At 57.4% G+C, this 13335-nt stretch carries 15 protein-coding genes; 13 read left to right on the top strand and 2 right to left on the bottom strand.

The window, feature by feature from the left end:
• Nucleotides 1–80: 80 nt before the first annotated feature.
• Nucleotides 81–1643: a methyl-accepting chemotaxis protein gene (locus tag HII27_RS17945; protein ID WP_185669173.1), complete on the top strand. Its 1563-nt coding sequence runs from the start codon at nucleotides 81–83 to the stop codon at nucleotides 1641–1643.
• 112 nt (nucleotides 1644–1755) lie between these two features.
• Here the strand turns inward: HII27_RS17945 and fbp are convergent, their stop codons facing one another.
• Nucleotides 1756–2754, bottom strand: a complete 999-nt coding sequence (fbp, locus tag HII27_RS17950; RefSeq protein WP_185669138.1) for a class 1 fructose-bisphosphatase — start codon at nucleotides 2752–2754, stop codon at nucleotides 1756–1758.
• 176 nt (nucleotides 2755–2930) lie between these two features.
• On the opposite strand from fbp, the gene mpl reads away from it, so the two are divergent.
• Nucleotides 2931–4301 (top strand): UDP-N-acetylmuramate:L-alanyl-gamma-D-glutamyl-meso-diaminopimelate ligase, encoded by a 1371-nt coding sequence (gene mpl, locus HII27_RS17955; protein WP_035892744.1) that lies wholly within the window; start codon nucleotides 2931–2933, stop codon nucleotides 4299–4301.
• Nucleotides 4302–4453: 152 nt separating this feature from the next.
• A complete protein-coding gene (locus HII27_RS17960) occupies nucleotides 4454–4975 on the top strand; it encodes a GNAT family N-acetyltransferase (protein ID WP_185669139.1) in 522 nt (173 codons plus the stop codon).
• An 87-nt stretch (nucleotides 4976–5062) separates the two neighbouring features.
• Here HII27_RS17960 and yjgA read toward each other — a convergent pair whose 3' ends face one another.
• Nucleotides 5063–5614 (bottom strand): ribosome biogenesis factor YjgA, encoded by a 552-nt coding sequence (gene yjgA / locus HII27_RS17965; RefSeq protein ID WP_185669140.1) that lies wholly within the window; start codon nucleotides 5612–5614, stop codon nucleotides 5063–5065.
• Nucleotides 5615–5720: 106 nt separating this feature from the next.
• Between yjgA and pmbA the strand changes: the two genes are divergently transcribed.
• From pmbA to dagF, 10 genes are all read left to right on the top strand, one after another.
• Nucleotides 5721–7061 carry a metalloprotease PmbA gene (gene pmbA, locus HII27_RS17970; protein WP_185669141.1) on the top strand — a complete coding sequence of 447 codons (1341 nt, stop codon included), beginning with the start codon at nucleotides 5721–5723 and terminating at the stop codon, nucleotides 7059–7061.
• Nucleotides 7062–7121: 60 nt separating this feature from the next.
• Nucleotides 7122–7508 carry a cytochrome b562 gene (cybC, locus tag HII27_RS17975; RefSeq protein WP_185669142.1) on the top strand — a complete coding sequence of 129 codons (387 nt, stop codon included), beginning with the start codon at nucleotides 7122–7124 and terminating at the stop codon, nucleotides 7506–7508.
• Between the two features lie 301 nt (nucleotides 7509–7809).
• The gene (locus HII27_RS17980; RefSeq protein ID WP_185669143.1) at nucleotides 7810–8148 is read left to right on the top strand and encodes a glycine dehydrogenase; all 339 of its coding nucleotides are present in this window, start codon (nucleotides 7810–7812) and stop codon (nucleotides 8146–8148) included.
• 10 nt (nucleotides 8149–8158) lie between these two features.
• The gene (locus tag HII27_RS17985; RefSeq protein ID WP_004206501.1) at nucleotides 8159–8521 is read left to right on the top strand and encodes an SFCGS family glycine-rich protein; all 363 of its coding nucleotides are present in this window, start codon (nucleotides 8159–8161) and stop codon (nucleotides 8519–8521) included.
• A gap of 2 nt (nucleotides 8522–8523) precedes the next feature.
• Complete coding sequence (locus HII27_RS17990) at nucleotides 8524–8823, top strand: DUF4312 family protein (RefSeq protein WP_035892752.1); 300 nt, start codon at nucleotides 8524–8526, stop codon at nucleotides 8821–8823.
• Nucleotides 8824–8844: 21 nt separating this feature from the next.
• A complete protein-coding gene (locus tag HII27_RS17995) occupies nucleotides 8845–9621 on the top strand; it encodes a DUF4311 domain-containing protein (protein WP_185669144.1) in 777 nt (258 codons plus the stop codon).
• Nucleotides 9622–9633: 12 nt separating this feature from the next.
• Nucleotides 9634–10278 (top strand): DUF4310 family protein, encoded by a 645-nt coding sequence (locus HII27_RS18000; protein ID WP_035892755.1) that lies wholly within the window; start codon nucleotides 9634–9636, stop codon nucleotides 10276–10278.
• Between the two features lie 42 nt (nucleotides 10279–10320).
• Entirely contained in the window at nucleotides 10321–11454 is a 1134-nt protein-coding gene (locus tag HII27_RS18005) for an amidohydrolase/deacetylase family metallohydrolase (protein ID WP_185669145.1), read from the top strand.
• Nucleotides 11438–12556: a DgaE family pyridoxal phosphate-dependent ammonia lyase gene (locus HII27_RS18010; protein WP_185669146.1), complete on the top strand. Its 1119-nt coding sequence runs from the start codon at nucleotides 11438–11440 to the stop codon at nucleotides 12554–12556. Before HII27_RS18005 ends, HII27_RS18010 begins: the two co-directional genes overlap by 17 nt.
• The gene (gene dagF / locus HII27_RS18015) at nucleotides 12553–13293 is read left to right on the top strand and encodes a 2-dehydro-3-deoxy-phosphogluconate aldolase (RefSeq protein WP_185669147.1); all 741 of its coding nucleotides are present in this window, start codon (nucleotides 12553–12555) and stop codon (nucleotides 13291–13293) included. Before HII27_RS18010 ends, dagF begins: the two co-directional genes overlap by 4 nt.
• Nucleotides 13294–13335: the final 42 nt, after the last annotated feature.

A 13335-nucleotide genomic window follows, 5' to 3' on the forward strand; every position in this document is an offset into this window, starting at 1 on the left:
GAAACACTAATGTTTTTCCGGTAGCGGCCGATACTGTCTTTTTACGCCAAACAGTACCCCTGCTACCGGACAACACTATGATGCTAAAAACGCTCTCTATCCGTACCGGCTTGCTGTCCCTGCTCGCCGTGATGACCCTGCTGCTGGTTTTAGTCAGCGGTATCGGCATTTATGCCCTCACCAAAAGCTCCACCTCTCTACAACGCATTGACCATCTGCAAAGCGACCAAATGACCCAGCTGAACGAAGGTTATACGTTGATATTGCGTGCGCGTAACGAAGCCAGTCAGGCGGTCCGGCTGATGGAAATCGGCATGCTCGATGATGCGACGAAAGCAGTAAAAGCCCTCAATGGTGAAGTGGCCCAGGGGCAGAAGATTATTGCCGATGTGGGCCAGTCCTCGATGGATGATGCCGACGGCGCGCAGCTACTGGCGAACGTCATGAAAAGCTTCGAAGCCTACAACACGCAAGGGATCGTGCCGATGCTGGCGGCGCTGAATCAGCAAAACGTTGACGGCTATTACGATCTGCTGGAAAAGACCATGATCCCGGTCTCTCGCCAGTTTGACGATGCGATCCACGCGTTCCAGGACTGGGGCGAGTCTCGCGGTCAAATTGAAGTCGCCGCGGTGCACAGTACCAAAAACCGTGTGCTGGTACTGATGGTTATCGCCATTCTGCTGACCGCAGGCGTGATGGCGCTGGGCTGGCTGCAGCTGCGTCATCTGCTGCTTAAACCGCTGGCGGCGGCGATTGGCCAACTGGAGCAGGTGGCGGCAGGAGATTTAACCGATTCGCCGCTGAAGGCGAGCAGTGCGGAGATTAAGCGTCTGAACGTGGCGATTGCCGGTATGCGCGAGTCGATGATGAACTCGGTGATGCGCGTGCGCGATGCCAGTTCGCAGATTGATGTTGGCAGCCGTGAGCTGACGGCGGGCAACAACCATCTGGCGCAGCGCACCGAGTCGACGGCGACGTCGCTTGAGCAAACGGCGGCCAGCATGGAAGAGATCACTGCCACCGTGAAGCAGAACGCCGATAACGCCGACCAGGCGCACAAGCTGGCGCAGGAAGTGTCCGATACTGCCGACCGTGGTAGCGAAATGGTCTGCTACGTGATTGAAAAAATGCAGGATATTGCCGGCAGCGCCAACCGTATCGCCGATATCCTCAGCGTGATTGACGGGATTGCCTTCCAGACCAACATTCTGGCGCTGAACGCCTCGGTAGAAGCGGCGCGCGCGGGTGAGCAGGGGCGCGGATTCGCGGTGGTAGCAGGTGAAGTGCGTAACCTGGCAAGCCGCAGCGCGGATGCCGCCAAAGAGATTCGTCAGCTGATCTCTGCCTCACAAACCCACGTCAGCGAAGGCAGTGACCTGGCGCAGCAGGCGGGGGAAACTATGGATGAGATTGCCAGTGAAGTGATGCGCATGACCAAACTGATGCGCGAGATTGCCAGCGCGTCGCAGGAGCAGAGTCGCGGCATTGAGCAGGTGAATATTGCGGTAAGCCAGATGGATGAAACGGCGCAGCAGAACGCGGCGCTGGTACAGCAGTCGTCGGCGGCAACCCGTTCGCTGGAGGAGCAGTCGCAGGCGCTGGTGGCGGCGATGTCGTCGTTCCGGTTGCAGGTGTCGTAGCGAGGTTGCCCCCTCACCCTAACCCTCTCCCCACGGGGGAGAGGGAACCGTCCGGTTTTCTCCCTCGCCCCTGTGGGGAGAGGGCCGGGGTGAGGGGGCATCCTCAATAAGATTACGCGTCCGGGAACTCGCGAATCAAACGCTCAACGTCTTCCACCATATGGTCATTACCCACGAAGAACGAACGACGCTGGTGCAGGGTTTCCGGCACGATATCCAGAATACGCTCTTTCCCATCGCTGGCCTTGCCGCCGGCCTGTTCCGCGAGGAACGCCATTGGGTTGCACTCATACAGCAGACGCAGTTTCCCATCCGGGTGGCTGGCGGTGCTTGGGTACAGGTAGATCCCGCCTTTCAGCAGGTTGCGGTGGAAATCGGCCACCAGAGAACCGATGTAGCGTGAGGTGTACGGGCGCTGCGTGGACTTATCTTCTTCCTGGCAGAACTTGATGTACTTCTTCACCCCGTTCGGGAACTTGATGTAGTTGCCTTCGTTGATGGAGTAGGTGCTACCGCGCTGAGGGAAGCGCATACGCTCCTGGCACAGGCAGAACACACCCAGCGACGGATCGTAAGTAAAGGCGTGCACGCCACAGCCGGTGGTGTACACCAACATGGTGGAGGAGCCGTAAACCACATAGCCCGCAGCGACCTGGCGGTTACCCGGCTGCAGGAAATCTTCTTCGGTGACCGGCGTACCCACTGGGGTTACGCGACGATAGATAGAGAAGATGGTACCGACAGAGACGTTAACGTCGATATTAGATGAGCCATCCAGCGGGTCCATCAGGACCACATACTTCGCGTGTTCGCAGCCGTCGAATACGACAATTTCGTCTTCTTCTTCGGAGGCGATACCAGCGACGATGTCACGGGCGCGCAGCGCGGCTTTCAGCTTCTCGTTTGCGAACAAATCGAGCTTTTGTTGTACTTCTCCCTGTACGTTTTCTGCGCCGCTGGCACCCAGGATATCGACCAGACCGGCCTTATTGATATCGCGGTGGATGATCTTGGCACCTAGCTTTATTGCCGACAGCAAAGCAGTGAGCTCACCGGTAGCATGAGAGAACTCGTGCTGCTTTTCGACAATAAATTCACCTAACGTTTTCATAACACTTTCCCTGACAGTGGATGTTGAGTAAAACGACTGCAACAATATTAACAAAGAATAAAAAAAATTCGCACTGGTGAATCGCGCCAGCAAACTACGGAATATCCTTAAATGCGTTTCTCTGCTGGCAAACATATGGGTAAAATGCGGAGCAGATAAAAAAAGGATAGTGACGTATGCGCATTCATATTTTGGGTATTTGTGGCACCTTCATGGGCGGTCTGGCAATGCTGGCTCGCTCGCTGGGTCATGAAGTCACGGGTTCGGATGCCAATGTGTATCCCCCGATGAGCACGCTGCTTGAAAAGCAAGGCATTGATTTAATTCAGGGTTATGACGCAAGTCAGCTCGACCCGCAGCCGGATCTGGTGATCATCGGCAACGCCATGACGCGCGGTAACCCGTGCGTAGAAGCGGTGCTGGAAAAGAACATTCCGTATATGTCCGGCCCGCAGTGGCTGCACGACTTCGTGCTGCGCGATCGCTGGGTTGTGGCGGTTGCCGGTACCCACGGCAAAACCACCACTGCCGGTATGGCGACCTGGATCCTTGAAGAGTGCGGCTACAAGCCGGGCTTCGTGATCGGCGGCGTACCGGGGAACTTCGAGGTTTCCGCGCGTCTGGGCGACAGCCCGTTCTTCGTGATTGAAGCCGATGAATACGACTGCGCCTTCTTCGATAAGCGCTCCAAATTCGTGCATTACTGCCCGCGTACGCTGATCCTCAACAACCTTGAGTTCGATCACGCGGATATCTTCGACGACCTGAAAGCTATCCAGAAACAATTCCACCATCTGGTGCGCATCGTTCCGGGCCAGGGCCGTATCATCCTGCCGGAAAACGACGCCAACCTGAAACAGGTGATGGCAATGGGCTGCTGGAGCGAGCAGGAGCTGGTGGGCGAGCAGGGCCACTGGCAGGCGAAAAAACTCAATACCGACGCCTCCGAGTGGGAAGTACTGCTCGACGGTGAAAAAGTCGGTGAAGTGAAGTGGGGCCTGGTCGGCGAACACAATATGCATAACGGCCTGATGGCGATTGCCGCCGCGCGTCATGTTGGTGTGACGCCAGCTGATGCCGCCAACGCGCTGGGCAGCTTTATCAACGCCCGTCGTCGTCTGGAGCTTCGCGGTGAAGCCAACGGCGTTTGCGTTTATGACGACTTCGCGCACCACCCAACGGCTATCCTCGCGACGCTGCAAGCGCTGCGCGGCAAAGTGGGCGGTACCGCGAAAATCATCGCCGTACTGGAACCGCGCTCGAACACCATGAAAATGGGCGTCTGCAAAGACGACCTGGCGCCGTCTCTGGGCCGCGCGGATGAAGTGTTCCTGCTGCAGCCGCAGCACATTCCGTGGCAGGTCGCGGAGGTGGCAGAAGCCTGTGTGCAGCCTGCGCACTGGAGCGCTGACGTAGACGCGCTGGCCGATATGATTGTGAAGAGCGCCGAGCCTGGCGACCATATTCTGGTGATGAGTAACGGCGGCTTCGGCGGCATTCATCAGAAACTGCTCGACGGGCTGGCGAAGAAAGCGCAGCAGGAGTAATTCGCTGATGTTGCGCTGAGCGGGTTGCCCCCTCAACCTAACCCTCTCCCCAAAGGGGAGAGGGGACCGCCCGGTTTTCTCCCTCGCCCCTTTGGGGAGAGGGCCGGGGTGAGGGGGCTCGCTCGATATAGCCCTTTCCCCGGAAACCAAAAATGCTCACCGCCAAAAAAATCACCTCAACCGACTCTGTCTTATTCCCCCCACTAGACACCCTTTACACTCACGCCTTCCCCTGGCACGAACAGCGCGAACTCCCCGCTAAACAACGCGCACTTAACTCCCCGCACTACGCGCTGGAAGCGTGGTTCGATGGTGAACAGTTTATTGGCATGAGTGGATGCTGGGCGTTCGACGGCTACGTCTATATTGAACATCTGGCGGTCGACAGCAGCCTACGTTCCCAGGGTTACGGCAAACGTCTGCTGGGGCAGATCCTCGAGCGCGCGCCGAAAACCATTCTGGAAATCGACCCGCTGACCACCGAGATAGCCCACAAGCGCCTGCGTTTCTATGAAAGCATGGGATTCTTCGCCAACCCGTGGCCGCACGCGCACCCGACCTATCATGCCGGCATCGCCGATCACGAACTGATTGTGCTGAGCTACCCGCAGCCGATTGACGAAGGGCAGTACCAGCGCTTCAACCATGATTTGTGCCAGATTGTGATGGCATGAAAGTCGCCCGGCCGAGCAGCGCGACGCCGGGATGTTGCACAAGACGGGCAAAAAAATACCCTCACGAAGAGGGCATTTTCTTGACGCTTAGTCCTGGTGTTCGGACAGCTCGCGCAGATACTGGAAGATCTGGCGGGAAGATTTTGGCGGCTTATTGCCGGCTTTTTCTTTCCTGGCGTTACGCACCAGCGAACGCAGCTGCTGACGGTCGGCGTCAGGCCACAGGTTCATCACTTCTTCGATGGCTTCATCGCTACCGTCAACCATACGGTCACGCAGCTGTTCCAGTTTATGGAACACAACAACCTGCTGGTTGTGGCGGTTTTTCAGCTTATCCAGCGCCTGACGGAAAGGTTCTACGTCACGCTGACGCAGCATTTTACCAATCAGCTGCAGCTGGCGGCGGCGGCCTTCCATCTTAATACGCTGCGCCAGTTCAATGGCTGCGCGCAGATCGGCGTCCAGCGGGATTTTATCCAGCGCGTTCTTACCGAGCTCAACCAGTTCTACCCCAAGCTTTTTCAGCTCTTCGGCATCACGTTTAATTTCACTCTTGCTGACCCAGATAATTTCATCATCTTCGTCTTCGATATCATCACCGGGGACGTCGTCGAGCCAGTCTTCGGGCTGCTTTGTCATTTCAGGCTCCTTAAAAAAGAGGCTAATACTAACAGCTTGAGCGCATACTGAGAAAGGGTTCTCTGTTAGACTTCATTTAACTTTACCTCAGATTATGGCTTAGACGATGAAAGTGATCACACAAGTTGCACAACAACGTATTGCGCTGGAAAAAGCGGTCTCTATGGCGCTGGAACTGGCAGCCACTCAATCAGACGGCGCGGAAGTGGCGGTCAGTAAAACCACCGGCATCGGCGTAAGCACCCGTTATGGTGAAGTCGAAAACGTCGAATTTAATAGCGACGGGGCGCTGGGGATTACCGTCTATCACCAGAACCGTAAAGGCAGCGCATCGTCCACCGACCTGAGCCCGGATGCTATCGCCCGTACCGTGCAGGCGGCGTTAGACATCGCGCGCTACACCTCGCCGGACCCATGTGCAGGCGTGGCAGACAAAGAACTGCTGGCCTTTGAAGCCCCGGATCTTGACCTGTTCCACCCGGCGGAAGTCTCCCCGGATGAAGCCATCGAAATGGCGGCTCGCGCAGAGCAGGCTTCGCTGAAGGCTGATAAACGCATTACCAACACCGAAGGCGGCAGCTTTAACAGCCACTACGGCATTAAAGTCTTCGGCAACAGCCACGGCATGCTGCAAAGCTACTGCTCAACCCGCCATTCCCTGTCCAGCTGCGTGATTGCCGAAGTGAACGGCGACATGGAGCGTGACTATGCCTATACCATCGGCCGCGCGCTGAGCGACCTGCAGTCCCCTGAATGGGTTGGTGAAGAGTGCGCGCGTCGCACCCTGTCTCGCCTGGAGCCGCGCAAGCTCTCCACCATGAAGGCGCCGGTGATTTTCGCCAACGAAGTGGCAACCGGGCTGTTTGGCCACCTGGTGGGCGCGATTGCTGGCGGCTCGGTTTACCGTAAATCGACCTTCCTGCTGGACTCTCTCGGTAAGCAAATTCTGCCGGAATGGCTGACCATTGAAGAGCATCCGCATCTGCTGAAAGGGCTGGCGTCGACGCCGTTCGACGGCGAAGGCGTGCGCACCGAGCGTCGCGACATCATCAAAGACGGCGTGCTGACCCAGTGGCTGCTGACCAACTACTCCGCGCGTAAGCTGGGCCTGAAGAGCACCGGCCACGCGGGCGGTATCCACAACTGGCGTATTGCCGGTTGCGGCCTGAGTTTTGAAAAGTTGCTTAAAGAGATGGGCACGGGTCTTGTCGTGACTGAACTGATGGGGCAGGGTGTTAGCGGCATCACCGGCGACTACTCTCGCGGTGCATCCGGCTTCTGGGTTGAGAACGGCGAAATTCAGTATCCGGTGAGTGAAATCACCATCGCTGGCAACCTGAAAGACATGTGGCGCAATATGGTCACTATCGCCGACGATATTGAGACACGCAGTAACATTCAATGTGGTTCCGTACTGTTACCGGAGATGAAAATCGCCGGACAGTAATCACGTATTGGGCGCATCCTGCTGCGCCCGTTCGCTTAAATAATAAAAAGGAAGTGAGCAATGCGTAAAAAACTGGTTGCGATGCTGGCGGTCTCCGCGCTGGCGCTGGGTTCGGCTTCTGCCTTTGCTGACCTGGGCGAAGATATGGACACCCTGGCGGAAAATCTGCAGGTCGTGCAGAAGACCACCGACGTGGGTGAACTGAAAGCGGCGCTGACGAAGATGCGTACCGCCGCAGAAGACGCTAAAAAAGAGACCCCGCCGAAGCTGGAAGGCAAAGCGGCAGACAGCGCGGAAATGAAAGACTATCACCATGGGATGGATACGCTGATTGGTCAGATTGACGGTGCGCTGAAGCTGGCGAACGAGGGCAAAGTGAAAGAAGCCCAGGCCGCCGCGGAAGATTTCAAAACCACCCGCAACGAGAACCACAAGAAGTTCCGCTAATCCTATCTCCGGAAGGCGTCGCCCTGACGCCTTCCGTCTTCGCTCCCCGAAAATTCCCCGAAAAACTTCACCGATATCACACTTTTCACCTTCGTTTTGCCATTCGCCTTTCCAATGACCTTGTCCCACAGACGTGACATTCATCACGCGAATATATCGAAATCGTTACTTTCGTGGCGAATGTGTGAATCCGATCACTCAAGCCGTCTACCTTTCCACTTCGAAGTGGAAAACAACTCGCTACAAACTCCCATCCCCCGGCGTTAGGTTTATCCCCAGAGACATTAGCGGGGTAACACGAGTGAATAACGGAGCGGTAATACACGACGCAGGGGAGCAGGCGCTACAGACCGAACGGCTGGCCGACAAGATGTTGCAGCAGGTGTTCGCACTGTTACGCCGCCGCGATATCACCCCTAACGACGTGCAGGAGCAAATGCTGACCTCCCACGTGCGGGCCATGGCCCACCGGTCCATCAGCGGCGAGCCGCTGCCGGAAGTGGATGAAAGCCTGTTTGAAGAGATTTCTGACGATTCAATGATGCTTGCCCGCGAAGTGGTCGCGGAGTTCGGCAACCTGCCTGATGAAGAGGCCTGGCTGCTCTCCGTTCACTTCGAAGTAGCAAAAGACAACCTGTAAGGAGCAACAAATGGAACAGATCACCGTAGTAATTGGCGACCGCCTGGGTAAAGGACAAAAAGTTGCCGCTGGCGCGGAAAAAGCCGGTGCTCGTGCAGTTGTGGTACCGGGCGTAGCCGCCGACATGAAGTTGGGCGACATGATGAAGGCCGAAAACGCGACCTTCGGTATCTCCTTCTGCGGTAGCGGCGGTGCGGGTGCTATCACCGCGCAGACCAAATATGGCTACAAAGCGAAATACGGCATGCGTTCAGTGGAAGAGGGCGTCACCGCCATTAACGAAGGCTGCAACGTGCTGGGCTTTGGCTTTATGGACAAAGAAGAGCTGGGCGAACGCCTGGTAGAGGCCTGGAAGAAGAAGTACGGCGCTTGAGTATGAAAGAGCAATTCACCACCACGGTGAGGGTCACGGGCAAAGGCGAGAGCAAAACACGGGCGTTCGCCGATGCCCTGAACCACGTGCAGGCAGCGGTGATGAAAACATCATCGCGCATCTTACTGCGTATTGAGCCACAGGATGTGCAGGTTGTTCATGCGCGCGAAGCGGTACGAAAAGAGGCGTTCTTATTCTTCTTTTTACGCCGTGAACGACGAGCGTACAGCGTGGAGCTGGACGTGACCGTCAACGTGACCGCCATTGATATCGATAAAGTGGATTTCGTCACGCAAACCTGATTTTCACCAAAGGGTCAGACTATGTTCCTGATAATTTTAATAAAATCGCTCATTATCGGCGGCCTGGTTGGCGTCGGCGTGGGCGCCGGAGCGGCACGCATGTTTCACGCGCCCACCACGCAGGGGATGGGGGCGTTTCGTACGTTGGGCGAGCTGAACTCCTGCGAAGGCGATCCGGCTTCCCACTTCTCCTTTGGCCTCGGCTTCTTCTTTAACGCCTGGGCTTCTTCCGTCGCAGCAGGTTCCTTCACCCAGGACGTTGACCACCGCATTATCCCGAACTGGGGCGCGGCGGCACTGATGGTGAAAAATCGCAACGTCGGCGAGACGCTGCATAACCCACGCAAAATGGCGATTGCCTGCGGCATCATCGGCATGATTGTGGTGGCCTTCCTCAACCTGACGGCCTCTTCCGTACCACAGGCGCTGCAGGTCACCGCCGTTAAGGTACTGGTTCCGGCAGCCAACCTGCTGGTGAACACCGTGATGCCGGTTATCTTCTGGCTGGCAGCGATTGATGCCGGTAAGAAATCAGGCTTCTGGGCCACCATCTTCGGCGGCGCAGCGCAGCTGATTATGGGTAACGCCGTGCCGGGCCTGGTGCTGGGTATTCTGATTGGTAAGGGTGTTGAAGAGAGCGGCTGGCATCGCGTCACCAAAGTGATGATGGGTGCGATTATTGCGCTGTTCGTCCTGAGCGCCTTCTTCCGCGGCTTCGACATGAAGATGATTGAATCCTTCCACCTGACCGTACCGAACTGGCTGGATCTGATCCACAGCTCAATCAGCGGCAAATAACGGGAGCCTGACATGGAACAAAATAAAGGTTTTTGGTATGCCGACTGGTCGTTCCCGATCTTCGTTGGCCTGCTCTCCTCCGGCGTGTTCGCCGGGACGCATATGTACTACCTCTACGGCATTGGTGCTTTCAACGAAGTGGCCTTCGTGGCGATGCTGAAAGCCGGGATTGATACCGGGGCTTACGGTGCCGTTGCCGCGTTCGGCGCGAGCTTCCTGTTCGCCCGTATCATCGAAGGTTCGCTGGTGGGCATTCTGGACATCGGTGGCGCGATCCAAACCGGCGTGGGCCTTGGGGTTCCAGCGCTGCTGCTGGGCGCGGGCATCATGTTCCCGGTGACCAACTTTATCGCCTCCCTGATTACCGGGCTGGTGATTGGTCTGGCGATTGGCTACATCATCATCCTGGCGCGTAAGTTCACCATCAACCAGAGTGACTCCACCTACGGGGCCGACGTGATGATGGGCGCGGGTAACGCCTCCGGCCGCTTCCTTGGCCCGTTGATTATCCTTAGCGCCATGACCGCTTCGATTCCTATCGGTGTGGGCTCGCTGATTGGCGCGCTGATTTTCTATGTCTGGCAAAAGCCGATTACCGGCGGCGCTATTCTCGGCGCGATGCTGCTGGGTTCCATCTTCCCGGTAGCGATTAGTTAAACCCTGCGGGCGCTCTGGCGCCCGTCTTAACAGGAGAGAGATATGTTTGATTTACTCCTGCGCCGTGCGCGCCTCGTCGACGATACCCTGACTGATATCGCCATCAAGGACGGTTCAATCGCGGCGCTGGGCGAGATTAGCGCGCCTGCCCTGAAAACCATTGAGCTGGACGGCAAATACTACGCCAGCGCCGGCTGGATTGACTCCCACGTCCACTGCTACCCGAACTCACCGATTTATCACGATGAACCGGACAGCGTCGGTATCGCCACCGGTGTCACCACCGTGATTGATGCTGGCAGTACCGGGGCCGATGACGTAGATGATTTCTACCAGTTGACCCGCAAAGCCGCGACCGACGTCTATGCGCTGCTCAACATCTCCCGCGTGGGGCTGATTGCCCAGAACGAACTGGCCAATATGGCCAATATCGATGCGGAAGCGGTGAAGCAGGCGGTGGCGCGCCACCCGGACTTTATCGTCGGCCTGAAAGCGCGCATGAGCAGCAGCGTGGTCGGCGAAAACGGTATTACGCCGCTGTTGCGTGGCAAAGCCATCCAGAAAGAAAACGGCGACCTGCCGCTGATGGTGCACATTGGCAACAACCCGCCGAACCTTGATGAGATTGCCGAACTGCTGAGTTCCGGCGACATCATCACCCACTGCTACAACGGCAAACCGAACCGCATCCTGACGCCGGAAGGCGAACTGCGCGGCTCTATCGTGCGCGCCTTAAAGCGCGGCGTGCGTCTCGACGTCGGCCACGGCACCGCCAGCTTCAGCTTTGAAGTGGCCCGCCGGGCGATTGCGATGGGCATTCTGCCGCACACCATCAGCTCCGATATCTACTGCCGTAACCGCATCGACGGCCCGGTACGCTCGCTGGCGCTGGTGATGTCGAAGTTCCTCGCCATCGGTATGTCGCTGCCGCAGGTCATTGACTGCGTCACCGCCCATGCCGCCGATGGCCTGCGCCTGAGCCGTAAAGGGCAACTGGCGGTGGGGTATGACGCGGACCTGACGCTGTTTACCGTTGCCCAGACCCCAACGGTGCTGGTGGATGCGGAAAAAGAGAGCCTTCAGGCTGACAAGATTTTGCTGCCGCTTGCCGCGATTCGCGCGGGCAAGGGCTATCTGACCGAACAAGGGAGTGCGGAAAATGCCTTCGATTTTTGAGAAATACGATTTAAAACAGGTGATTAACACCTCCGGCCGTATGACGATCCTCGGCGTCTCTACGCCACGTCCGGAAGTGGTAGAAGCCGCGATGGCGGGTATGAACCAGTACTTCGAAATGAAAGACCTGGTGAATAAAACCGGCACCTACATTGCGAAGCTGCTGGATGTAGAAGGGGCGACCGTCGTCTCCTGTGCCTCCGCCGGGATTGCGCAGTCGGTGGCGGCGGTGCTGGTAAAAGAGAGCGACTGGCTGCTGGAAAACCTGCACGTTACCCCGATTGAAAACAACGAAATCGTGCTGCCGAAAGGCCACAACGTCAACTTTGGCGCACCGGTCGGCACCATGGTGGCGCTGGGCGGCGGCAAGCTGGTGGAAGCGGGCTACGCCAACGAATGTTCTGCCGACCAGTTGGCGGCAGCTATCACCCCGCGTACAGCGGCCATTCTGTACATTAAATCTCACCACTGCGTGCAGAAAAGCATGCTCAACGTGGCGCAGGCCGCGGCGGTCGCGCGCAGCCACAATCTGCCGCTGATTGTCGATGCGGCGGCGGAAGAAGATTTACAGGCCTACTACCGTGCGGGTGCGGATCTGGTTATTTACAGCGGCGCGAAGGCCATTGAAGGGCCAACCAGCGGGCTGGTTATCGGTAAAACCCAGTATGTGGAGTGGGTCAAACGCCAGTCGAACGGCATTGGTCGTGCGATGAAAGTGGGCAAAGAGGGCATTCTTGGCCTGACCTGCGCCATCGAACATTACCTGACGGCGACCAAAGAGAGCGGCGAAGAGATGGTGGCGAAAATGACCCCATTCATCGACGCGCTTAATACGCTCAACGGCGTGACCGCCCGCGTGGTGTGGGACAGCGCAGGCCGCGATATTGCGCGCGCCGAGATTAAATTTGATGAAGCCGTGACCGGTGTCCACACCGGCGACCTGGTGGCGGCGCTGAAGCAGGGCGAATACGCCATTTACTTCCGCGGCTACAAGGCCAACGAAGGCATTATCGAAGCCGATGTCCGCAGCGTGGATGCGCAGCAGCTGGAGATTGTCTCCCGCCGTATTGCTGAAGTCTTAAACCAGGAGAAAAAAGCATGAAACTGACCCCAAACTTTTACCGTGACCGCGTCTGCCTGAACGTTCTGGCAGGCAGCAAGCAAAACGCCAGTGAGATTTACGAAGCGGCGGAAGGTCATGTGCTGGTGGGCGTGCTCTCCAAAAACTATCCGGATATCGCCAGCGCGGTGGCCGATATGCGTGAATACGCAAAGCTGATTGATAACGCACTGTCTGTCGGGCTGGGCGCAGGCGACCCGAATCAGTCGGCGATGGTCAGCGAAATTTCCCGCCAGGTGCAGCCGCAGCACGTTAACCAGGTCTTCACCGGCGTTGGCACCAGCCGCGCGCTGTTGGGGCAGAACGAGACTGTGGTCAACGGCCTGGTATCGCCAACCGGCACCGTCGGCAGGGTGAAAATCTCCACCGGCCCGCTCTCCAGCAACGCGCCGGACGGCATTGTGCCGCTGGAAACGGCGATTGCCCTGCTGAAAGATATGGGCGGCAGCTCGATTAAATACTTCCCGATGGGTGGCCTGAAGCATCGCGATGAGTTTGTGGCGGTGGCTGAAGCCTGCGCGCGCCATGATTTCTGGCTGGAACCGACCGGCGGCATTGACCTCGACAACTACGGCGAAATCCTGAAAATTGCGCTGGATGCTGGCGTTAGCAAAATTATCCCCCATATCTATAGCTCGATTATTGATAAGGCGAGCGGAAATACGCGTCCGGCGGATGTGCGTCAGCTGCTGGATATGACGAAACAGCTTGTTAAGTAGTGCGATTGTCCCCCTCACCCCGGCCCTCTCCCCACAGGGGAG

It is taken from the genome of Kluyvera sichuanensis (genome assembly GCF_014218705.1).
Taxonomy (GTDB): Bacteria; Pseudomonadota; Gammaproteobacteria; order Enterobacterales; family Enterobacteriaceae; genus Kluyvera; species Kluyvera sichuanensis.